This window comes from Paenibacillus methanolicus, from assembly GCF_008124765.1.
Classification (GTDB): Bacteria; Bacillota; Bacilli; order Paenibacillales; family Paenibacillaceae; genus Paenibacillus_Z; species Paenibacillus_Z methanolicus.
On the sequence record NZ_VNHS01000006.1, the window covers coordinates 118,305 to 141,438 of the forward strand.

A 23,134-nucleotide genomic window follows, 5' to 3' on the forward strand; every position below is an offset into this window, starting at 1 on the left:
CTCCATGCTAGCCTTCGACGCGGTAAACGCTCTTCACGCTTTTCACGACGTCCATGGATTCGAACGCGGCGAGCACTTTGTTGACCGATGCCTTGCTGGCGTCATGCGTAATGATAATGATTTCGGCTTCCGGATGATTCGGGTTCGGGTGCTGGACGACCGATTCGAGGCTCACCTCATACTCGGCGAACGCTTGCGTAATCCGGGCCAGCACGCCGGCGCGATCGTCGACATGAAGCAGCAGGTAATACTTGGAGGCGATCTGCTCATCGGTCTTCAGCTTCTTCTCCTTGTACGTCAAACCGAGCTGCTTGCCGTTCACGCCGAGCTTCAGGTTCTTCACGACCGCGACCAAGTCCGCCACGACCGAAGTCGCCGTTGGCAGTTCGCCCGCGCCCGGTCCGTAGAACATCGTCTCGCCTACCGCTTCGCCGTGTACGTACACCGCGTTGAACACGCCGTTCACCGATGCGATCGGATGCGTCTTCTTCACCATCGTCGGTTGGACGCTAACGCTCATATAATCGTCCTGGCGCTCCGCGATGCCGAGCAGCTTCACTTCATAGCCGAGCCGTTTCGCGTAGGCGATGTCTTCGCGGCTGACCGAAGAGATGCCTTTGACATCCACATCTTCCAGCGCCACGTTCGCGCGGAAACCAAGCGTCGAGAGAATGGTCATTTTGCGCGCGGCATCAAGCCCCTCCACGTCCGAGGTCGGATCCGCTTCCGCATAGCCAAGCGCTTGCGCTTCTTTCAAGACGTCCGCGTAGTCCGCGCCTTCCTGGCTCATTTTGGTCAGGATGTAGTTCGTCGTTCCGTTCACAATGCCCATGATTTTCGTAATCCGATCGGAGGAGAACCCTTCAATAAGCGTCCGAATGATCGGGATGCCGCCTGCGACGCTCGCTTCGTAGAGCACATCGCAACCGTGCTGATGCGCCTTAGCCAGAATTTCGGGACCATGCAGCGCCATTAGATCTTTGTTCGCCGTGACGATGTGCTTGCCGCGCGAGAGCGCTTCGAGAATGTAAGTCTTTGTCGTCTCAATGCCGCCCATCACTTCGACGATGACGTCGATCTCCGGGTTGTTGACGATCTCCCATGGATCTTCGGTCAGTTTATCCGCGCTTACGCTAATGTTGCGCGCTTTGCTTTTGTTCTGTACAAGCACTTTCTCGATCACGATCGGAGACCCGACTTGGCTTTGCAAATCCTCCTGATGTCCTTCCACGATGCGAACGACGCCCGTTCCGACGGTACCTAGCCCAAGCAGGCCTACTTTAACAGGTTTCATAGGGTTCTCCTCCATCTGATTCAAAATTGTCACTCGCTCTATCCTTGTCCGATGATTGATGCCTTGCGCACGCCGGGCAGCTTTCGCAGCGCATCGACCAACTCGATCGGCGTGCTGCTCATGGGCGACGTATCGACGGTCACGACGACATTCGCGAAGCCCTGAAGCGGAATGGACTGATGAATGGTCAGAATGTTGCCCTCCGAGCCGGCCACAAGTCCCAGCACCTTGGAGAGAATGCCGGCGCGGTGCTCCAGGTCGACCGATATGGTCACGATCCGCTCTCGGTCCAGCTGATTGAGCGGAAATACGCCGTCTTTATATTTGTAAAAAGCGCTGCGGCTTAGTCCCGCCCGCTCCACCGCTTCATGGACGGTAGCCGCTTCGCCGCGCTGCAGCATCTCCTTGACGTGAATCGTCTTCACGATCCCCTCGGGCAAAATATCCTCGCGGACGACAAAAAAGCGTTCCGGCATGTTTCGTCCTCCCAATAAAGACAACTGTTCACTTATAGTGGACATTATAGCGGATAAACGAGGCAACGGCAATAGGCCTCGACAAAACAGTCGGATATGCCCGCAGAATATTCGCTTCGATAAACGCAGGAATTCCCCGATCAATGACAAAGCAAAGGCTGCTGCGCCCGGCCCATCCGTGCATGGAGCCTTGCGCAGCAGCCTACCAGCCGCAACGAGCTTATTCGTAGAAATAATCGGTGCCTTCGAAGAACTCGAAGGAGAATTCGCCGATATGAACGAGATCGCCGTCTTTCGCGCCGATCTTACGCAACGCTTCGTCGACGCCCATCTTGCGCAGCGTGCGCGCAAACCGCATGACCGCGTCGTACGTATTGAGGTTGATCCGTTTCATCATCCGCTCCACCGCCGGACTTTCGACGACGAACCAATCGTTCTCGCGGCGTACGGTGAACGTATCCTCTTCCTTCTTCTCCATCGTGTACACTTTACGCTCGGCGACTTCTTTAACCTCTTCGATGAGCGGCGCTTCCGGTACGGTTGCCAGCACGTCGGCCGCCTTGTACAGCAGCTCCTGCACGCCTTGCTTCGTCAGCGAGGAGGCCGGCATAATGTCGTATTCGATCTCGCCGCCGAATTCCTTCAGCTGCTCCTTGAATAGCTCCAGTTGGGCTTCGGCATCCGGCATGTCCATTTTGTTCGCCACGATGATTTGCGGACGCTCCGCCAACACCGGGTTATACAGCTTCAGCTCTTCGTTGATCTTGACCCAATCCTCGAACGGGTCGCGTCCTTCCGAGCCCGACATATCGATAACGTGCAAAATGACGCGCGTGCGCTCAACGTGGCGCAGAAACTCGTGTCCAAGGCCGATGCCTTCATGCGCGCCTTCGATCAAGCCCGGCAAATCCGCCATGACGAACGAACGGCCGTCGCCCACGTCCACGACGCCGAGATTCGGCGTCAATGTCGTGAAGTGATACGCGCCGATCTTCGGCTTCGCGCCGGAGACGACAGAAAGAAGCGTCGATTTGCCCACGCTTGGGAAGCCGACCAGACCGACGTCCGCCATGACCTTCAGCTCCATCGTGATCCAGCGTTCCTGGCCTTCTTCGCCGTTCTCGGCGAAATCCGGCGCCGGGTTCTTCGCCGTTGCGAAACGCATATTCCCGCGTCCGCCGCGTCCGCCCTTCGCTACGACGACCTTCTGTCCGTTGCGCGTCATGTCGGCGATAACTTCCTGCGTATCTTCATCAATGATAATCGTGCCCGGCGGGATTCGAACGTACATATCCTCCGCTCCCGCGCCGTGCATCCCTTTTACTTTCCCGCGTTCGCCGCGTTCGCCTTTAAAATGGCGCTGATAGCGAAAATCCATTAGCGTGCGCAGTCCTTCGTCCACGACGAAAATGACGTCGCCGCCTCGGCCGCCGTCGCCGCCCGCAGGTCCTCCGTTCGGGACGTAAAGCTCTCTGCGATAGGAAACGATTCCGTTGCCGCCGTCGCCGCCTTTTACAAATACTTTGGCCTTATCTACAAACATGTATGTCCTCCGTTCAATGTGCGAGCTTCGCCTGCAGGTGCAAGCAAGCCGGGCTTTGCTCCGCGCCGGCCGCCGACAGACCCGAACCTCTGACCCGCTGTTTCCATCCCTGCTGCCACTGGGCGGGGTCGTTCAATTCCCCGTTTAACCGAAAAGTGACGAGCAACGCTTTCTCTTCGCGCTCAAACGCAAGCGATAGCTTCGCCGCCTCTCCGCTAGACGGTTTAATGGCAAACCGGTATAAGTTAATAAGCTCCATAATAGCTTCCGCAAACCGTTCGCTATCGATCGGCAGTTCAGTCAAGTTCAGTTCGCCTTCTATGCGTACATCCAGCTGGAGGGAATGCGTCAGCGTGCGGAAGGATTGAATGAACGCGATCAGCGAAGGGACGCCGAGTCTGGCAATTTTACTCTCTTCATTCATTCTTTCTCTTATTTGTTCCACATATTGCACCATTCTATCCGTCTTCCCCATCCGTATGTACCCATATAGCACTTGCAAGTCGTTCATCCAGTCATGCCGATGATGATTAAGCGTTCGCACCGATGCCGATTGCAGCGCATGCGTCATTCTCGCGTGCCGCTGCTCCTGTTCCTTGCGTTCTGCCTTGATCCAAACGGCCGCAGCCAGCATGGACCACGCTACGAATACGGCCAGAAGCCAATGCTCGGACCGCCAAATCAGTACGGCTGCTGCAGGTAGCAACACGGATGCAGCCGCATATAGCTTAATCGATGATAAGCGACTCATGCACACTGTCCTACTTTCCTGTCTTTTCCTTAGCTTAAACAGTATAGCACGACGAGGCGCAAAGTTCACTCCCGCACGTCGTTCGGAGTGCGATTTGCGCCTCGCCGCGCATCGCCCGGATATGGGCAAAAAACCCCGGCCCTGCAAGCAGGACCGGGGCGGTTAGGGCGATATTACTCCACTGCTGCTGCAACTGGAGCAACTTCGATTGGATACACGCTCACTTTTTTGCGGTCGCGTCCCCAACGTTCAAACTTCACGACGCCATTCACCAGCGCGAACAGCGTGTCATCTTTACCGATGCCCACGTTATTGCCCGGGTGAATTTTCGTTCCGCGTTGACGAACGAGAATGCTGCCGCCCGTTACCGTTTGGCCGTCTGCGCGCTTAGCGCCAAGGCGCTTGGAGTGCGAGTCGCGTCCGTTCTTCGTGGAACCTACGCCTTTCTTCGAGGCGAAGAGCTGAAGATTCAGTTTCAACATGGTATTCCCTCCTTTATGTGTCGATTAGTTCACGAACTTCAACATATTTTCCGTAGGAAACCGCAATCGAAGCAAGCATCACTCGCATCGATTCCAGTAATAGTTGGATTCGCTCGTTAACCGTATCGTCCGCTTGGAGCGGAATCTCCGACTGCAGCCATCCGCTTCGCATGGAAGCCGGCAGCTCGACGCCGGTTAATTCTTCGATCGCATTCACGGTGCCTACCGAAACGGTAGAAACGCCTGCGCAGATTATGTCCTTGCCGCGCTTCGCGTAATCAGCATGTCCGGAAATCGCGAACGAAACGATTCGGTTGTCCTCGGCCGACCGGACGAAAGTAGCGGTTATCATGCCAAATCCCGCGATTAAGCTTGGATTTTGCCGATCGTTACTTTGGAGTACGGTTGACGATGACCTTGCTTACGGCGGTAGTTTTTCTTCGCCTTGTATTTGTAGACGATAATTTTCTGACCTTTGCCGTGCTTCTCAACAGTTGCGATTACGGATGCGCCGGAAACAACCGGAGTACCTGTCACCAGACCGTTCTCGCCGGAAACCGCGAGGACGCGGTCAAACGTGATGCTGCCGCCTTCTGTTGCGTCAAGTTTCTCGATGTAAAGCACATCGCCCTCTTGGACTTTGTATTGCTTGCCACCAGTTTCGATAATTGCGTACATGGGTGCACCTCCTTATTCTCGAAGACTCGCCTGATACAGGTGTAGCGGATCAAAATCCGCAAGCTTATAACCTGGTCTGCGCGGTATATGTGGATGAAAAGACCAGCTCTCATGCGCACCATAATATTGTAGCATAATCGGCGCCCAGGCCGCAACCATAATATTCGCTAAGTGAGCAATGGCGCGGCAGGCACTTTCCCCTTGCCTTTGCACGCGCTGCACGCTTCGATGCGCTGGGTATGCGCCGTCTCCCGCACCTTCTTGCGCGTCAGCTCGAGCAGGCCGAGCTTCGTCCATCCGACGACCTGGCATTTCGTCCGATCCTGCTTGATTAACGTCTCGAGCCGCTTCAGCACTTCTTCGCGATGGCTGTCCAACTCCATATCGATGAAGTCGATGATGATGATCCCGCCCGTATCGCGGAGACGAAGCAATCTCGCGATCTGCTCGGCCGCTTCCATGTTCGTTCGGAATACGGTGTCCTCCAGATCGCTTGTCCCGACATACTTGCCCGTATTGACGTCGATGACGGTCAACGCCTCCGTCGTATCCCACACGAGATCGCCGCCGCTTCCAAGCCGGATTCTCCGTTCGAACGCCTCGTTCAGCTGCGACTTGATCCGGTACCGGTCAAACATCGGCTCTGCGTGGCGGTATTGCTTCAATCTGGTCAGCATCGCAGGCGCCATCTCTTTCATGAGCTGCTCTATCTCCGCGTACCGCCTCCGGTCGTCGATCCATATCTCGTCCGTCTCCGCGGACAAGAAATCGCGGACAATCCGCTGCGGTAGGCTGGCTTCCCTGTGCAGCTCGCAAGGCGCCGCGCAGTCGGCTGTCCGACGCTCGATATCGCGCCAGCGCTCCCGAAGCAACGCGATGTCCGCTTCCAGCGCCGCATGCGCCTCGCCTTCGGCGGCCGTGCGCAGAATAACGCCTTCACCCTCTTCGCGGATTGCGTCGCCGGTCATCCGCAGTCTCGTCCGCTCGCTCTCGCTACCGACTTTCTTGGAAACCCCGATATAATCCGCGTGCGGCATGTATACCAGGAATCGACCCGGCAGCGAGTAATGCGTCGTGACGCGCGCCCCTTTACCGCCTAACGGCTCCTTCACGATTTGCACGATCAACTCCTGTCCATGCGACAGCAAGTCCGTTATCGGCGGTTTCTCCTTAGGTTGCCGTTCCAGATGCGGGTGCAGCACGTCGTCGATATACAAGAACGCGTTCTTGGCCAGCCCAATATCCACGAAAGCCGCCTGCATGCCGGGCAACACGTTCATGACTTTCCCTTTGTAGATGCTCCCGACCAATCTGCCGGTCGCATCGCCCTTCTCCATGTCGAATTCGACAAGATGACCATTCTGCACGATAGCCGTCTGCAGCGCGTCCTGACTGCCGTGCACGAGCATTTGCTTCATGATATCCAACCACCTGTCATGCCCATTGTTACTCCTATTTTACATGAAAAGCTCCAAAACTGCACGATCGGGCTTCCCATCCTCCAAGTAACCGTTCACGAGCCGTTGTTCGGGTAAGACGGCGAGAATTTGTCCCGACTCTTCCATGACGACGATGAGATGATAGCTGTCCCGTTTGAACAATCTCAGCGCCGCGGCGATCGTATGGGCCTTCGATACGATAATCGGAAGGGCCCAAGCGCCTCTGGTCAAGTGACGCGACGCTGTCAGTCCCCTGCTAGTCAGGAAGCGGAGAAACAGAAACGGGATATGACGGTTATACGTCCAGTTCGTCATAAGTAGAAATAGGCCGACGATGAGCAAGTTTGGTTGAATACCGCTCTGACCGCCATGCAGCCACGGCATAATCGCGAACACGACCATCGCTCCGCTAAGCGCAAGACTTACGCGCGCCCCGATGCGCAGCGTCCGGTGGAACGTCGTCGTTCGGCTGAGCAGCGCGTTCATCAGCTTGCCGCCGTCAAGCGGCAGGATGGGCAGCAAATTGAACAGCGCGATAATCGCATTCGCCGAAATGACGTACTGCGACCATTCCTCGCTCCAAAGCCCGGTTTGCCCCAGTCCCCAAGCCGCCGCGGCCATCCAGACGTTCTGGAGCGGTCCTGCTATCGCGACGAGCGCCTCTTCCTTCGCCGGCACGCCGCTGCCGTCTTCCACTTCCGCCACGCCGCCGAACGGAAGCAGCTTGACCTCGCGTACCGTCCAGCCGAACCCTTTGGCCACGGCCACATGACCGAGCTCATGGACGAATACGAGCGCGAAGAGCGTCAGCAGTTCGGTAAAATAACCCGTGGCCACCGAAGCTAGCATGATTAACACGAATAACGGATGAACGGTCCAGACGGTCCCTTTCCACTTAATCAAACGGAACTACGTCGACGGGATCGACGTACCGGCCTTTCTCCTTGACGGCGAAAAACAGCAAGGTTGTACCGTCGTCGCTCGCCGCCCGCAGGGTGCCGATGTCCTGCCCCGCTTCCACCCAGTCGCTCTCGGCCACTTGAGCCTCGGCGAGCTTGCCGTAAATTGTCTCCCGTCCGTTGGCGTGCTGAATGACGACCGTCTTCCCGTTCTCCCCGTTATCCGTCACGAGCGAGACGCGCCCCGTCTCCGACGCGATGACGTTCCCGCCGTCCTTAACCGCAATGTCGATGCCGGACAGCGTCTGGGCGAACGACTGCACGATCGTCCCGCCCGTAATCGGCGCCACTACCGGCAGTTGAATCGCCCCTTCCGTATATTGGACCGCTCCGCCGTCTTTGGCGCGGAAAATCGGAATAAACGAAGGCGCCCCGGCGAACGTGCGCTCATACCAGGAGGCGGCGCCCTGGAAGTCAATTGTATCCGTCAGCGCCGCCGTTACGATAGCCTTGCCCCGCTGGGCCGCCGGATGGTCCGATTGGGACATGGCGAATATAATCGCGAACAGCACGCCCGCCATCATGCTTTGTATAAAAAAAGCCCGCATTAACGGCCCAGAACCGCCCCCGGACGCCGGAGGTTGCGCCTCCGCGCCGCCTCGCGCCGGCTTAAGCGCCGAGAAGGATCCCCACGAAGGCTCCGATTCCCACGGATTCGGCCGCTTCTTCCATGCAAGCTCGGGGTCCAGGTTCGCTTGCGACGTTTTCTCGCCGGCTGCACTAGAGGTCTTTCCCGACCAGGCAGCCTCCGGCAGCGAGTCGAATGGACTGCTTGCGATCTCGTCGTGCTGTGTCGGCCGAGCTTCAAGCGCTTCCTGTTCCATAATGCGCCGTATCCGCTCTTGACGACGTTGTTTCACGCCGTTCCTCGTATCCATGTTTCCATCCCCCCATTAGCTCGGCATACGCGGAGTCGCCCGCACGGCTGCGCAGCTTACTATCGCCATGCACAAGCTTGTTCGCATCATATATATGACCGAATTGGACGAGATATGTTCGGACAGCGGTTGCGCGAAGCACGATGCCCTCGTTAACCGTCGCTCGAGTACGCGCAAAAAAAACCGTTCAGCGGGCTTTCCGCTGAACGGCAACATGGTCGAGCTCGAATTTTTCCTGATGGGCTTTGACGCTAAATACCAGCCCGATGCACATCATATTCAGCAGCAGCGAGGTACCGCCATAACTAATGAAGGGCAGCGTAATTCCAGTGATTGGCATCAAGCCGATCATCATGCCGATGTTCTGGAAAATCTGGAACACATACATGGATACGATCCCGATGATGATGAACGATCCTCGCAAGTCGTAACATTGGAAGGATATGAGGATCATCCTGTATATGAGTAAAAAATACAGCAACAGGACGATCGCGGCGCCTTGGAAGCCGAATTCCTCGCCCACCACGACGAAAATCGCGTCCGAATACGGATAGGGGATAAACTTCCGGTTTTTGGAATCGCCTTTCATATACCCGTCGCCGGTTAATCCGCCCGAACCGATCGCGATTTTTGCCTTGTTGGCCTGGTACACTTCCTTGTCCGACGCCTTGTCCGGGTTAATGAAACCGTTAATCCGTTCGTACCAGTGCGTCTTTTCCTTATCGACGAGGAAATCTTTGATTTCCGTGTTGTACTGGTTGAACATGAAGACGAACAGCACCAAGCTCCCAATTACGATCGTCAGCCCCAACAACACATGCGCATACCGTACGTTCCCGATCCAGAGCATGCCGAGCACGATGACCAGGTAAATGATCGCGTTCCCGAGATCCGGCTGAATCATGACGAGCACGAAGGGCACGAACGAGAACGCCGCGATTAGCAGCAGGTCTTGCCGAACCCGAAGCGGATCACCCTGCCTGCGTCCCATTAAGAAGGCGATCGTGATAATCAAGATAACCTTCTCCATCTCCGCCGGCTGAAACTGCAGTCCGCCCGGAAGCTGGAACCAACTTCTCGCGCCGTTAATCTCGGGAGCCGTCAAATAAACGACCACGAGCAAGATAATGCCGAGCACGTACAGGTAAACCCATATCTTCAAGAGGATGCGGTAATCGAACAATGTGACCAAAGCCATGACCACAAAGCCGATACCGTAAAAGATTAGCGTCTTGACGTCATAGCTTTTGAACTGGGGGTCGCCATAAGTCGCGCTTCTTACGAGCAGCGTGCTGACGACCATGAGCACCAGAAGGAGCAGGACGATTCCCCAGTCCATTTTTTTGAATTTATCGAGCAAATCCGATCATCCCATTCCGAGAAACTTCCTGAACCGCTTCAAGGCGCTGGACTTGTCCTCGAGCGGCATCAGCGGCACCATATCGCCGAGTATTCGGCGAGCGATATTGCGATAGGCGATCGCGGCGCGGGAAGAAGGATCCATGACCGTCGGCTCGCCGGCATTCGCCGCTTTGATGACACGTTCGTCATCGGGCACGATGCCGAGCAAATCGATAGCCAGCACTTGGCAAATTTCGTCGATATCGAGCATTTCGCCGGAGCGCACCATGTTCGCGCGTATGCGATTGATGATCAGTCGCGCTTGGATGCCGCTCTGCTCCAGCAATCCGATTACGCGGTCTGCGTCGCGAACGGCTGCATTCTCCGGCGTCGTGACGATGATGGCTTTGTCCGCGCCGGCGATGGCGTTGCGAAAACCCTGTTCAATGCCGGCCGGGCAATCGATGATGACGAAATCGTACTCCTTCTTCAGTTCAAGCACGATATCCCGCACCTGCTCTGGGGAAATATCGTGCTTGTCCTTCGTTTGCGCCGCGGGAAGCATATACAGTTCGTCGAACCGCTTGTCCTTGACTAGCGCCTGATTCAACCTGCAGCGTCCTTCCGCCACGTCAATCAGGTCATAAATAATTCGGTTCTCCAGTCCCATGACCACGTCAAGGTTGCGGAGACCGATATCGGTATCCACCATGCACACTTTCTTGCCCAGCAGAGCCAGCGCTGTACCTAAATTAGCAGAAGTCGTCGTTTTGCCGACGCCGCCTTTGCCTGATGTCACTACTATTGCCTCTCCCATGACAGACACTCCCCACTTGCCTTATTCAATCCCGCAAGGTGAAACGCGCCGCTTCCGTATTATACTTAAACCTTGAACAGAATCGGTTCCTTGCGCAGCCTGTTTAAATGCGTCATTTTGTCGATCTGCATGACGCCTTCGTTTAAGTATGCGAATTCCATCATCGCTTCGCCCGACATCCATTCGTCCGGCGGACGGCTAATGACGTCGGCAATGCGCAGCTGGGTCGGTCTCAGCATGGAAGCGGCGATAACGGCGTCGTTCCTACCGTCCTTGCCGGCATGGGCCAATCCGCGAAGGGCGCCCAGCACGTAGATATCCCCCGTGCACAGCAGAGAACCGCCCGGATTTAAATCGCCCATCAAGAGCAGATTGCCGTCATGCTCGATCGTTTGGCCGGAACGTACGATGCCGGTCAAAATTTTGAGATTCTCGCTCGTTGTAACTTCCTGCTGCTGAGGGGCTTCGCCCTCGATCGATTGCACGAGCAGATTGCCTCTTGCTCGGATCAGCGAACGAATCTGTTCCTTCTCCTCATCCGTCACGATGCGCGCGCCTAGCTTGACATGGACGTGAACGATCGGACCTGTCAGCAGCTGTTGATGCGACTTTTCCAGTTTATATTGAAGTTCTGCTAGCAGTACGGAAAAATCGCAGGCGTCATCCAGAAGGAACACGAGCCCTTCCTTTACGCCTTTGATCGTAATATGCTGCTTCTCGGTCACGCCCGTCCCTCCCCCTCTCTCTAGTATACGATTCTTTCCAAGATGCGGCGATTCCTGCTTGCATCGCTTCTATTCTTCTTCATCCTCGGATTTCTTCGCGCCGCTCCACTCGAACCAGCGCCGTGCCGGGATGTACATAAGAAGCGCGAAGCCGAATTGGAGGAACAAACTCGGCAAGATATGATTGATAAGCGCCCAATCGTAGGCCATATGATTCAGTCGGAACACCTGGTAGATGAAAAACACGATCGTATCGTAAACATAAGTCGCAAATCCAACGACGACGAGCGCCATCAACAGCGTGCTGCGCCTCCGTTCCATCAACAGCCCCGTCAAGTAGCCGACGGCCGCGCCGGCAAAGGCGTGCACGCCCAAAATATTATTGTAGAACACGATATCCTGCAGCAGACCAAAACCGAAGCCGAGGAATAGAGCCGCATACCGATTCTTGTACAAAGCGGCATACAGCGCAAAAGCAAGCGCAAAATGCGGAACGAGCCGGCTCGTCCACGCGTCGGGGAGCAACCAATAAAAAATCGTCCCTTCCGCGTAAAAAAACAGCAGCATAACGATTACGATGCGCGTCATGCTCATTGGGCCAGTTCCTCAATGTCCGGCACCTTCACGACCAGCACCTCGGTCAGGTGCTCGAAATCCGCCGCAGGCTTGATCGTGGCTGTATACGTCAGGCCGAAATCGCCGACCTGCGCGGACTCGACCGTTCCGATGACCATCCCTTGCGGGAACACGTTTACCAGGCCGGACGTAATAATCGTGTCGCCCTTGACCGGTCTGTAGCTTTCGGATATCCGCGACATCGACAGCATGCCGGTCTCCGGGTTGTATCCGTCGATAATGCCGAAGGCGTCTTTCTCATGACCGAGCACGGTGGCGGCGATCAACTTCGTATCGGGCGATTTCTCGTCCAATTCGGTCAGTGGCATGACGTTGGAATATAGCGGATCTACGCGGTTAACCAATCCGACGAGCCCCTCGGTCGTAACGACGACCATGTTCAGCTTGATGCCGTCCTTCGACCCCAAGTCGATGCGTATCGTCTGGTTATACGGGTCGTTGCTGACCGCGATAACGTGCGCGATCATATACTCGTAATCATTCATCTTTTCTTGACGCTTGGTGAAATCGAGCGCTTTTTGGAGCTGTTCTATCTTCTCTTCCATTAAATTAAACTTGCTCTTGTCCCTAGCATAGGCCGCGGCCGTCTTGCGCAGCTCTTCGTTCTCCTCGTAGATTCCGCGGAGATTCGCTAAATCTTCAAAGAAGCCCGCTATATAGCCAGCGGGCTTGTAGAACCATTGCTGCACAGCGCCGGATGCGTCCATGATGAAATTTTCGGGCCAGGTCAGCTTCTTCCGCTCTCCGATCGAAAATCCCATCACCGCCACGAACAGAACGACGACGATCATTAACACGATAATTCGTCTGTTGCGCATCCAATTAAACAATTTCCCTTTTCACCCGCCCATATATCTTATCTTCCACCCAGTAAGCCGCTCTAGCCTCGGATGTTAGCGTTTGGAGCGGGAGACCGGGCCTCCGCGCGTCTTGAACAAATCAATATTGTCAAGTGCCCGGCCCGTGCCGATTGCGACGCAATCAAGCGGGTTCTCGGCAACGATGACCGGCATGCCCGTCTCGCGAGACAACAGGCGGTCCAAGTTGCGCAGCAGCGCACCGCCGCCCGTCAGCACGATGCCGCGGTCCATAATGTCGGCCGACAGCTCTGGCGGGCACTTCTCGAGCGTCACCTTCACGGCTTCGACGATGGAATTCACCGTATCCGCCAACGCTTCGGCTATCTCCTCCGACGAGATCGGCAGCGTCTTCGGCAGGCCGGATACCAGATCGCGCCCGCGAATTTCGATCGAATGCGGCTGATCCAACGTCAGCGCCGAACCGATCTCCATCTTCAGCTGCTCCGCCGTGCGTTCGCCTATCATTAGATTGTACATCCGTTTGATATATTGAATGATCGCTTCATCCATTTCGTCGCCGGCGACGCGGATCGAACGGCTCGTCACGATGCCCCCGAGCGAAATAACGGCTACTTCGGTCGTACCGCCGCCGATATCGACGACCATGCTTCCGGTTGGCTCCCATACCGGCAAGTCGGCGCCGATCGCCGCCGCGAAAGGCTCTTCGATCGTGAAGGCTTCTTTCGCCCCGGCTTGCTCCGTCGCGTCCTTCACCGCGCGCTGCTCCACGGCCGTAATGCCCGACGGTACGCATACCATGACGTTCGGATGGCGCGGGAATACCGAGCGCGATTTCTGCGCCTGGCGGATGAAATATTTGATCATCGTCGCGGTTGTCTCGAAGTCGGCGATAACGCCGTCTTTCATCGGACGCACCGCGCGAATGTTACCCGGCGTGCGGCCAATCATCTTCTTGGCGGATTCGCCTACCGCTTCGATCGTTTTTGTATCCGTACGCAGCGCAACCACGGATGGTTCTCTGACGACAATGCCTTTTCCTCTTACGTATACGAGCGTATTCGCCGTACCCAAGTCAATCCCGAGATCTTTGGAGCCACCAAACATAATCAACTCTTCCTTTCTATAGACAGACAATCATTCTTATTATATTACATCAAACCCTGCTCCTTCAAACTAACGAAGCGGTTGTCTCCGATAACCAGGTGATCGAGCACGTCGATGCCGACAAGCTCGCCCGCTTCCTTCAATCGGCGCGTTAACACGATATCCTCGGGACTCGGCGACGGATCGCCGCTCGGATGGTTATGTACGCAGACAATCGATGCGCTGCTGCACTTGATCGCCGCGCGAAACACTTCGCGGGGATGGACGAGCGACGCGTTCAGCGTGCCGACCGACAGCGTTTCCTTCACGATCACCTGGTTCTTCGTATTCAGGAAGAGACATACGAAATGTTCTTTCTTCAAATACCGCATCTCGTCCATGACCAGATCGGCGGCGTCCTGCGGCTTGCGGATTACCGGCATATCGCTCTGGCGGCTCTTCGCCAGCCGTCGGCCAAGCTCGATGCCGGCCAACAGTTGCACCGCCTTCGCCGGCCCGATGCCCCGTATCGCGGTGAGTTCTTCGACCGTCATATCGACAAGCCCCCGCAGGTTGCCGCATTCCTTCAAGATACGAGCCGCCAGCAGCACGGCCGACTCCCGTTTCGTTCCCGTTCGCAGCAATATCGCCAGCAATTCCGCATGGCTCAATGCTTCTGCCCCAACCGTCATCATGCGCTCTCTAGGCCGTTCTTCGCTGGGGACATCGCGCAGCACGTAGCTATGCGCTTCCATGTCCTCTCCCACCTTCAGTGAAATGCTTGTCCGCGCTAGAATACCTCGATGCCGAATTCGGCCAGCATATCCGACAGCAACGACAGCGGCAAACCTACCACGTTGAAATAACAGCCGTCGATCCGCTCGACTAACGTTGCGCCTAGCCCTTGTATGGCGTAGCTGCCCGCCTTGTCCATCGGTTCGCCGCTTGCGATATACCTGCGAATGCGATCCGCCTCGAGCGGCTTCATGCGAACCCGCGTCATCCGATGCGCGACAGCCTCGCGCGATTCGTCCTCGGCATGCACGCAAGCGACGCCCGAATAAACTTCATGCTCCCGCGACTGGAGTAGATTCAACATCCGATAAGCATCGTCTTCGTCCTTCGGCTTGCCCATGACCTCTCCGTTCAGCACGACGATCGTATCGGCGCCGACAATAACGGCGTTCCGGTCCTCGTCCTTCGCCAGCAGGGATCGGGCCGCGCTCGCTTTGCGCAGCGCAAGCTGTTCGACGATCTGCACGGGCGTCCAGGAAGCCGGCGTTGATTCATCCGTATCGGGCGACAAAATGAGAACCGGCAGGGAGAGGTCGAGAGATGCGACCAGTTCCCGCCGGCGCGGTGAAGAAGACGCCAGCACAAGCCGGCTTACGGCTGTATCATTCGTGTGATCGTACGCGACCATCTATCAAGCACTCCTTGGACAGCTGTATATTCATTATGCTTCCCTACATTTTCCGGTATAACCAAATCGACGCAATAAGTCCGATAATGCTGATGAGACTAACATCTAACTTAATCGTTAAATCATAACTAAGAATAAGCAGGTCGGCCGCCGGCGACCATGTAATCGGATAGGATTTCGTCAGAAAGTCGAGTCCGGGCACAGCTTGCAGCCACCGCGAGACGAGTGCGCCGGTCAGCAGTCCAATCAAGATAAACAACAGGAACATCCATATATTTTTCTTCATCTTCTTACGTCCCTCGCCATAATTTGACACACCCACCATTATACGCGATGAACCTACCGCTTACAATGCATTCGTGGACGCAAACCAAGCTTGAAGGATGAAGACCGCGTCCATGAGCGACGATTGAACCGCCCACAGCTGCTTTTCGTCCTGCCGGCTATCGTAATTACTAGCCGCGGATGCCGCTTGGGAGAGCGCTTTTTTCAGTTCTTTCATCGCGGTTTGTCCCATCTGATCCGTGAGCGATGCTTCTATGCCGGGTACGGCTTTCGCCCATTTCTCGTAGGAGACTCTCCACGCGCCCCCGTCCGCTTCGGCGCCTTCCAACTTGCCCGACGCATATCGATCAAGCTGTTCCAGCAGATCGGTTTGCAGCGCGAAGAATGTTTGCGCCGCCTCCGCTTTGCCTTTAAAAGGAAGCTGCGTTAGGGCCGGAACTTCAATCGGCTTGACATACAGCTGTAGATCCGGCAGCACTGCTTGCAGCGCTTCGGCCTGGCCGCGATCGCCCGACATGCCGGCATAAACGCGGTAATCTTTGCCCGTCGCTACCGCAGCGGCCGCCAACCCTTTGCCTTTCAGCTCCGATACGGCCGCCTCCATGCCTTCCTTGCCGCTGAATACGCCAAACTGCAGCATCATGTACGTGGCAGACGGCACTTCCAGCGCGGTCAGCTTGCCAGTCTTGGCGGTTTCTCCCGCAATCCCGCCGCTCGCGTTGCCAGCCGTGCTTCCCGAACCAGCTTTGGATGTCGACGGAGTATTCGCCTGCTGATCCGCTGCCGCGTCTCCTAAGCTCGATTGCCCGGTTTGCTGCGTCTGTGACGGCGCCTCCGCAGGCGCGGCCGGCTCGCCGCCCGTGAAGAGGGACAACGCCATGTAACCGAACAACGCTCCGGTTGCGATCGCTCCGGCTACCGAAGCGAACACTTTCAGCCAAGAGGGACCCTGATTCGAACGATATACGGTTGCCCGCGTCGCCGTGAAGGCGCTGCGCCGCTTCTCGTCCTCCAGTAATAAGCGAGGATCAATGAACGGTCCATCCGGAACCTCTATTACATTCGAAGCCGCCGGCAATTTATCGTCCGTCTTGTCCGGAATTGCTTCGACAAGATGCTCGTCCTGCTCGTCCTGCTCGTCCCCTAGCTCTATGGTCATCGAGCCCGCATCGAGTTGATCATGCAGCTCTAATGGCAAATCCGACTCGTTCGAATACGCCGAAGGATGAAGTGGACTCGATTCTGCGTCATACGCTTCGGTCTTCATGCTCGGCCGATGAATCGCTCGCTTCGGAGCCGGTTTATCCGCATCTCGGATCAGCTGCTCTAGCGCGGAAGCATCATCTTGAAACGGACTTTTCCATTCCGCTTGCGGCTGTGTAAACGATATTTCTTCCTGAAAGAACGGCACTACGGTCGGCGGAGGGGTTTCCGTCGGCAGCGGCTGGCGCTGCTGGAGCGCTCCGTGATCTTTGTCGAATCGGTACGTGATGCGTGCTTTCGTATTCATGTTCCTCTCTCCTTGTCCACGTTCTTCTATTGCTAGAGTATGGGGAATTTAAGAGATTTAGAACCGTACCGTTCGTCCTTCGCCCGTATGCTAAAATCGTGCCGCATACCTTATAACGAGGGACGCGCTTGTTTCGTTTTGCAAGAACGTCTTCGCGCGCAAAAAAACCGGTCCGTCCGCCTAAGCGAACTGAACCGGTTTTCATTATGCGCCGTATTGGGCGCGAAGCTGTTTGGCTAAGCCATCGGCTGCTTTCCAGATATCCCCGGCCCCCATCGTAATGACGAGATCGCCCGGCTTAATCCGTTCCGCAAGCACGCGCTGAACTTCTTCCTTGGTCGGGATGTACGACGTATTCGCATTGCTGTTCTTCAAAATCAGCTCAACGAGCTTCTGCGAGGTCACGCCTTCGATCTGCTTCTCGCCCGCCGGCGAGTATATATCGGTGATGATGACCTCGTCCGCCTCCGGAAACGCGCGGCTGAATTGCTCCAGCAGGAAATACGTGCGCGTATAGCGCTGTGGTTGGAATACGGCGATAATCCGTTTACCCGTCGCCTTGGCTGCGCTGATCGTCGCTTGGATTTCCGTCGGATGGTGCGCGTAGTCGTCGATGACGAGGATATCGTTCACTTCGCCAAGCACCTGGAACCTGCGCTTCGCCCCGCGGAACTCCACGATCGCCTCCGCGATCTGAGCGAACGGCACGCCCGCTTCCAGACAGGTAATGATGGTTGCCATGGCGTTATACACGTTATGGCGTCCGGGGACAGATAGACGAATGGTACCTAGCAATTCGCCGTTATGGCTCATGTCGAAGGACACCTTCCGGTCGCCTAGCGTCAAATTGGATGCCGTATACAGCGCGTCCGTCCGGTCGATCGCGTAAGTAAGCAGTCCGCTCTTGCCAAGCGTCCCGCTCTCGAATTGAGGAAGCAGTTCCTGGATCGTCTCGTCATCCAGACAGACGATCGCCTGGCCATCCGGCTTCACTTGAGTTAGGAACTGAACATAAGCCGCCTTCAACTTGCCGAAATCGCCGTCGTAATTCTCCAGGTGATCCGGCTCGATGTTCGTCACGATCGCGACCGCGGGATGATATTGAAGGAAAGAACCGTCGCTCTCATCCGCTTCCGCGACCACATAATCGCCTTTGCCCGCCTTTGCGTTCGTGCCGACGTTGACGATTTCACCGCCGATGATATAGGTAGGGTCCAATTTGCAGTTCTCCATCACGAGCGCGATCATGGAAGACGTCGTCGTCTTGCCGTGCGCGCCGGCGACCGCCACTCCTTTGCCGTTGTTCATCAGCCTGGCCAGCATTTGCGCCCGGTGAAGAATCGGAATGTTCAGGTCTTCCGCCGCTTTGCGTTCCACGTTGTCGCGCGAGAGGGCGGTCGAATAGACGACCAGATCCGCGCCTTTCACATGCTCCGCTTCATGACCGATATAAATGCTCGCGCCCTTGGCTGCCAGCTTCTCCGTTAGTTCCGCTCTCGCTACGTCGGAGCCGGTAACCTTGTACCCCATTTCCAGCATGACCCGCGCGATGGCGCTCATGCCGTAACCGCCGATACCGATGAAATGTACGTGTTCTGCCGTATTCAAAGACGGTTCACCAACCTTTTTCAGATTCCATATTGTAGAGCAGCCGGGAACGGACATCGGCTATCAGGTAAAGCGTTCCGGTGACCACCGCGAGGTCGGAATCGCCCGTCACGGATTGAAGCCGTTCCAGCGCGGCCTTCCAGTCCGGTTCGATGATCAGTTCGAACGTATAACCGTTCTCTTCCTTCAACCGCTGCGCGAGCTCAGCCAGCTCCTGTGCAGGCATCGCTTTGCGAAAATCAGGCTCGGTCACGACAAGCGTATCCACTAGAGGTAGTATATGCCGCAAGGTGTCACGATGATTCTTATTTGCCATCATGCCCATCATCAAATGCAGCCGATCATTCGCATATCCGCTCTTAAGCGCGTCCCCCAGCGCTTCGGCCCCCTCCGGATTATGCGCGCCGTCCAGCAGCAGTCTCGGCGATTGCTGCACGAGCTCGAGCCTTCCCGGCCACGCCGCCTTATGGAGACCTTCCCGCAAGTCCTCGTCCTCCACGATCAGCGCATAGTACTGACGTAGCACTTCCAGCGCCATGACGGCGACCGCCGCGTTCGTCCGCTGATGCGCGCCCCGCAGCGTAATCGCCAGCTGGTCGATCGCGCGGAACGGGCCTTCGAACCGGAACGACTGCTCGTCGTCCGCCGCATGCCCGTTACGCTCATGGAACTGTTCGCCAAGCAGATAAAGCGTGCTGTTGCGGGCCTTGACCGTCTCTCGGACGACTTCAACCGCTTCCGGTTGACCGACGGCCGAGATAACCGGCACGCCAGGCTTGATTATACCCGCCTTCTCCCGCGCAACATCCGTTAACGTGTCGCCAAGAATATCCATATGGTCATGGCCGACGTTCGTGATGACGGATACGACCGGCACGACGATATTCGTCACGTCGAGTCTTCCGCCAAGTCCCGTCTCCCAGACGATGTAATCCGGATAGGCGACGGTACCGTAATACAGAATCGCGAGCGCCGTCGCCACCTCGAACATCGAGGGCGAACCCAGTTCGGTCGCGGCGATCGCTTCCACCTGCGGTTTCAGCTTATTGGCCAGCTCCAGCAGCGTCTCTTCCGGAATATCGACGCCGTTATATTGGAATCGGTTCGTGAACTTCGTGATATAAGGAGACGTGAACGTCCCCACGTCGTACCCGCTTTGCCGCAGGACGCTTGTTAAATACGAGCAAACCGATCCTTTGCCGTTCGTGCCCGCGACATGTATGAATTTAAGCCGCCGATGCGGGTTGCCGAACGCGTCCATCATGCGTTCGATGCGCTCCAGCCCTGGACGGATCCCGAACGCCACCAATCCTTCGATCCAGTCCCGAGCCTCCTCATAGGAGGCGAGTGCTCCTTCGGCGAATTGCATCTCTTGATTACTCATCGCTTATCCTTCTTCCTGCTCTCGATTCGAACGTCGGGCGTCTGACGGTGCGCGCTTACGCGCGCAGTTCATCCAGACGCGCCTGGACGACGCCGCGCTTCTCCGCGTAATCGGCCATCTTCGCCTTCTCTTCTTCGATGACTTTAGCCGGCGCCTTCGCCACGAAGCCTTCGTTGGCGAGCTTCTTCTCGACGCGCTCGACTTCGGCGTTCAGCGACTGGATTTCTTTCTCCAGACGGGCGATTTCCTGCGAAATATCGATCAGACCCGCAAGCGGGAAGTACAGCTCCGCGCCCGTGACGACCGCGGTCATCGCTTTATCCGGCGCGCTTAAGGCAAGATCGATCGCCAGTTTCGACGTGCCGCAGAAACGGCCGACGAATTCTTCGTTCCTTCCGAGAATCGCGGCTTCCGCCTCGCTCTTCGGCTTGATCATCAGCTCGATCTTCTTGCTCATCGGCACGTTCACTTCGGCGCGAATGTTGCGTACGGCGCGGATCAGCTCCATCAGCAGCTCCATCTCCCGAACGGCTTCCGGCGCTTCCAGCGCTTCGTCGTACGTCGGCCAAGCAGCGACCGTAATCGATTCGCCTTCATGCGGCAGATGCTGCCAGATTTCCTCGGAGATGAACGGCATGAACGGATGGATGAGGCGTTGCGTGCGGTCCAATACATAAGCCAGCACCGATTGCGTCGCGCGTCTGGCCTCTTCGTCGGCGCCGTATAGATTCAGCTTCGCGAACTCGATATACCAGTCGCACAGATCATCCCAAATGAAATTGTACAGCTGGCGGCCCGTCTCGCCGAATTCGTAGCTATCGATCAGGCGAGTCACTTCGCGGGACGTCTCGTTCAGACGATGCAAAATCCATTTGTCCGCCGTGCCGAGCTTCACGGTAATGTCGATGTCGGCTGCCGCCACGCCTTCCAAGTTCATCAGCGCGAAGCGAGACGCGTTCCAAATCTTGTTCGCGAAGTTGCGAGCCTGCTCGACCCGCTCCCAGCGGAAGCGCAGATCTTGACCCGGCGTGCTGCCGGTCGCCAGCATAAAGCGCATTGCATCCGCGCCATATTTCTCGATAACGTCGAACGGATCGACGCCGTTGCCGAGCGATTTAGACATTTTGCGGCCTTGCTCGTCGCGAACGAGACCGTGAATCAAGACGTCCTTAAACGGCATTTCGCCGGTAAATTCGAGTCCTTGGAATATCATGCGAGACACCCAGAACGGGATGATGTCGTAACCCGTCACGAGCACCGACGTCGGATAGTAACGCTTCAAATCCGCGGTTAGTTCCGGCCAGCCGAGCGTGGAGAACGGCCACAGCGCCGAGCTGAACCACGTATCCAGCACGTCTTCGTCCTGACGCAGATTCGAACCGCCGCATTTGCCGCAGACCGTCAAATCTTCGCGGGACACATGCATTTCGCCGCAGGAGTCGCAGTACCATGCCGGGATCCGATGTCCCCACCACAGCTGACGGGAGATACACCAGTCCCGCACGTTCTCCATCCACTGCAGGTAACTGCGTCCGAAACGATCCGGCACGAAGTTCGCGCCTTTGTCCGTACGCTGCGCTTCAATGGCCCGATCCGCGAGCGGCTTCATCGCGACGAACCACTGCGTGGACAAGTACGGCTCGACAACGGCGCCGCTGCGCTCGCTGTGACCCACCTGATGCACATGCTCCTCGATCTTGGTACAGACCCCCTGCGCCTTTAGATCAGCCACGATTTGCTTGCGGCAATCGGCCCGGTCCATGCCGTTGTACGGCCCTGCTTCATCGTTCATAATGCCACTCTCGTCCATGACGACGATCTGCGGAAGGTGATGACGCAGTCCAACCTCGAAGTCGTTCGGGTCATGAGCCGGCGTGATCTTGACCGCGCCCGAGCCGAAATCCTTCTCGACATATTCGTCGCCGATAATCGGAATTTCGCGTCCGACGATCGGCAGCACGAGCATTTGGCCGATCAAATGCTTGTAGCGCTCATCTTCCGGATGCACCGCTACCGCCGTATCGCCCAGCATCGTCTCCGGACGGGTCGTGGCGACCGTCAGGTAACCGCCTCCGTCTTTAAGCGGATATTGAAGATGATAGAGGCTGCCGTTCACTTCTTTATATTCAACCTCGATATCCGATAGCGCGGTGCGCGCGGCCGGATCCCAGTTGATGATTTTCTTGCCGCGGTAGATCAATCCCTTGTCATATAGTTGGACGAATACTTCGCGAACCGCTTTCGACAGCCCTTCGTCGAGCGTGAAACGCTCGCGGGAATAGTCCAGCGAGAATCCCATCTTCGCCCATTGCGCATGGATCTTGTCGTTGTATAGTTCCTTCCACTCCCAGACGCGTTCCAGGAACTTCTCGCGGCCCAGATCGTAACGGGACACGCCGTCCTCCCGCAGCTTCTGCTCCACCTTCGTCTGCGTGGCGATGCCCGCGTGGTCGCTGCCTGGCAGCCAGAGCGCGTCATAACCCTGCATGCGCTTCGTTCGGATCAAAATATCCTGCAGCGTGCAGTCCAGCGCGTGGCCGATATGCAGCATCCCGGTTACGTTCGGCGGCGGTATGACGATCGTGTACGCCGGCGCGTCCGGTCTTTTGCCCGCTTCGAAGAAATTACCCTTCATCCAAAAATCGTACCACTTCGCTTCGGCCGACTTCGGATCATAGGTCGTCGGCATCGATGTGCCCGTTGCTTTGTCAGACATAAGATTCTACCTCCAGTAGTGTTGCAATGCGTCCAGCTTATCGATCTAGCCGCCCTTGCCGAAAATAAAATAAACCTTCCGTCCTTGTTGCAAAGGACGAAAGGTTTTGCTTCCGCGGTACCACCTTTGTTTCGCGCGCGGTATCATACTCCCGCTCGCGACACTTCATGCAGATAACGGCTGCGTCCGGCCCAAACTAACCAGAACCTTGCGGCTCAACTCTCATAAGGGCAACTCCGGGGCGACCTGTAACATCAAGCCTCTTGCAGAACCTCGCAGCGACTA

At 56.5% G+C, this 23,134-nt stretch carries 23 protein-coding genes and 1 other annotated feature (1 of these 24 running past the window's edge); all 23 genes read right to left on the reverse strand.

From position 1 onward, the window contains the following. Positions 1 to 7: 7 nt before the first annotated feature. Positions 8 to 1,294, reverse strand: coding sequence for a homoserine dehydrogenase (locus tag BCM02_RS16775; RefSeq protein WP_148930272.1), 1,287 nt, complete (start codon positions 1,292 to 1,294; stop codon positions 8 to 10). A gap of 38 nt (positions 1,295 to 1,332) precedes the next feature. Next, positions 1,333 to 1,770, reverse strand: coding sequence for an ACT domain-containing protein (locus tag BCM02_RS16780; RefSeq protein ID WP_148930273.1), 438 nt, complete (start codon positions 1,768 to 1,770; stop codon positions 1,333 to 1,335). Positions 1,771 to 1,990: 220 nt separating this feature from the next. Next, the gene (gene obgE / locus BCM02_RS16785) at positions 1,991 to 3,313 is read right to left on the reverse strand and encodes a GTPase ObgE (protein ID WP_148930274.1); all 1,323 of its coding nucleotides are present in this window, start codon (positions 3,311 to 3,313) and stop codon (positions 1,991 to 1,993) included. Positions 3,314 to 3,326: 13 nt separating this feature from the next. Beyond that, complete coding sequence (locus BCM02_RS16790; protein WP_148930275.1) at positions 3,327 to 4,064, reverse strand: Spo0B domain-containing protein; 738 nt, start codon at positions 4,062 to 4,064, stop codon at positions 3,327 to 3,329. Between the two features lie 173 nt (positions 4,065 to 4,237). Continuing rightward, on the reverse strand, positions 4,238 to 4,546 hold the full coding sequence (rpmA, locus tag BCM02_RS16795) for a 50S ribosomal protein L27 (protein ID WP_148930276.1): 309 nt from the start codon (positions 4,544 to 4,546) through the stop codon (positions 4,238 to 4,240). A 13-nt stretch (positions 4,547 to 4,559) separates the two neighbouring features. Next, positions 4,560 to 4,898, reverse strand: coding sequence for a ribosomal-processing cysteine protease Prp (locus BCM02_RS16800; RefSeq protein WP_148930277.1), 339 nt, complete (start codon positions 4,896 to 4,898; stop codon positions 4,560 to 4,562). A gap of 14 nt (positions 4,899 to 4,912) precedes the next feature. Continuing rightward, on the reverse strand, positions 4,913 to 5,224 hold the full coding sequence (gene rplU, locus BCM02_RS16805; RefSeq protein WP_148930278.1) for a 50S ribosomal protein L21: 312 nt from the start codon (positions 5,222 to 5,224) through the stop codon (positions 4,913 to 4,915). Positions 5,225 to 5,391: 167 nt separating this feature from the next. Beyond that, positions 5,392 to 6,642: an Rne/Rng family ribonuclease gene (locus BCM02_RS16810; RefSeq protein WP_148930279.1), complete on the reverse strand. Its 1,251-nt coding sequence runs from the start codon at positions 6,640 to 6,642 to the stop codon at positions 5,392 to 5,394. Between the two features lie 39 nt (positions 6,643 to 6,681). Further along, positions 6,682 to 7,566 (reverse strand): site-2 protease family protein, encoded by an 885-nt coding sequence (locus BCM02_RS16815; RefSeq protein WP_148930280.1) that lies wholly within the window; start codon positions 7,564 to 7,566, stop codon positions 6,682 to 6,684. Continuing rightward, on the reverse strand, positions 7,559 to 8,500 hold the full coding sequence (locus BCM02_RS16820; protein ID WP_148930281.1) for a M23 family metallopeptidase: 942 nt from the start codon (positions 8,498 to 8,500) through the stop codon (positions 7,559 to 7,561). Before BCM02_RS16820 ends, BCM02_RS16815 begins: the two co-directional genes overlap by 8 nt. A 187-nt stretch (positions 8,501 to 8,687) precedes the next feature. Then, positions 8,688 to 9,860, reverse strand: coding sequence for an FtsW/RodA/SpoVE family cell cycle protein (locus BCM02_RS16825; protein WP_148930282.1), 1,173 nt, complete (start codon positions 9,858 to 9,860; stop codon positions 8,688 to 8,690). 6 nt (positions 9,861 to 9,866) lie between these two features. Beyond that, on the reverse strand, positions 9,867 to 10,658 hold the full coding sequence (minD, locus tag BCM02_RS16830; protein ID WP_148930283.1) for a septum site-determining protein MinD: 792 nt from the start codon (positions 10,656 to 10,658) through the stop codon (positions 9,867 to 9,869). A 65-nt stretch (positions 10,659 to 10,723) separates the two neighbouring features. Further along, positions 10,724 to 11,383, reverse strand: coding sequence for a septum site-determining protein MinC (gene minC / locus BCM02_RS16835; protein ID WP_148930284.1), 660 nt, complete (start codon positions 11,381 to 11,383; stop codon positions 10,724 to 10,726). Positions 11,384 to 11,452: 69 nt separating this feature from the next. Beyond that, complete coding sequence (gene mreD / locus BCM02_RS16840; protein WP_148930285.1) at positions 11,453 to 11,977, reverse strand: rod shape-determining protein MreD; 525 nt, start codon at positions 11,975 to 11,977, stop codon at positions 11,453 to 11,455. Further along, positions 11,974 to 12,837, reverse strand: coding sequence for a rod shape-determining protein MreC (gene mreC / locus BCM02_RS16845; RefSeq protein ID WP_148930286.1), 864 nt, complete (start codon positions 12,835 to 12,837; stop codon positions 11,974 to 11,976). The genes mreD and mreC overlap by 4 nt, the downstream gene beginning before the upstream one ends. 75 nt (positions 12,838 to 12,912) lie before the next feature. Further along, positions 12,913 to 13,944 (reverse strand): rod shape-determining protein, encoded by a 1,032-nt coding sequence (locus BCM02_RS16850; RefSeq protein WP_148930287.1) that lies wholly within the window; start codon positions 13,942 to 13,944, stop codon positions 12,913 to 12,915. 44 nt (positions 13,945 to 13,988) lie between these two features. Next, complete coding sequence (gene radC / locus BCM02_RS16855; protein ID WP_148930288.1) at positions 13,989 to 14,678, reverse strand: RadC family protein; 690 nt, start codon at positions 14,676 to 14,678, stop codon at positions 13,989 to 13,991. Positions 14,679 to 14,713: 35 nt separating this feature from the next. Next, a complete protein-coding gene (locus BCM02_RS16860) occupies positions 14,714 to 15,346 on the reverse strand; it encodes a Maf family protein (protein ID WP_148930289.1) in 633 nt (210 codons plus the stop codon). A gap of 43 nt (positions 15,347 to 15,389) precedes the next feature. Continuing rightward, positions 15,390 to 15,632 carry a DUF4321 domain-containing protein gene (locus BCM02_RS16865; protein WP_148930290.1) on the reverse strand — a complete coding sequence of 81 codons (243 nt, stop codon included), beginning with the start codon at positions 15,630 to 15,632 and terminating at the stop codon, positions 15,390 to 15,392. A 60-nt stretch (positions 15,633 to 15,692) separates the two neighbouring features. Beyond that, positions 15,693 to 17,141, reverse strand: coding sequence for an SPOR domain-containing protein (locus tag BCM02_RS16870; protein WP_148930291.1), 1,449 nt, complete (start codon positions 17,139 to 17,141; stop codon positions 15,693 to 15,695). 204 nt (positions 17,142 to 17,345) lie between these two features. Beyond that, complete coding sequence (gene murC, locus BCM02_RS16875) at positions 17,346 to 18,749, reverse strand: UDP-N-acetylmuramate--L-alanine ligase (RefSeq protein ID WP_148930292.1); 1,404 nt, start codon at positions 18,747 to 18,749, stop codon at positions 17,346 to 17,348. A gap of 7 nt (positions 18,750 to 18,756) precedes the next feature. Continuing rightward, positions 18,757 to 20,133: a bifunctional folylpolyglutamate synthase/dihydrofolate synthase gene (locus BCM02_RS16880; RefSeq protein WP_148930293.1), complete on the reverse strand. Its 1,377-nt coding sequence runs from the start codon at positions 20,131 to 20,133 to the stop codon at positions 18,757 to 18,759. Positions 20,134 to 20,188: 55 nt separating this feature from the next. Beyond that, on the reverse strand, positions 20,189 to 22,849 hold the full coding sequence (locus BCM02_RS16885) for a valine--tRNA ligase (RefSeq protein ID WP_148930294.1): 2,661 nt from the start codon (positions 22,847 to 22,849) through the stop codon (positions 20,189 to 20,191). A gap of 89 nt (positions 22,850 to 22,938) precedes the next feature. Next, positions 22,939 to 23,134, reverse strand: a binding site (T-box leader); it runs 54 nt beyond the window's last position.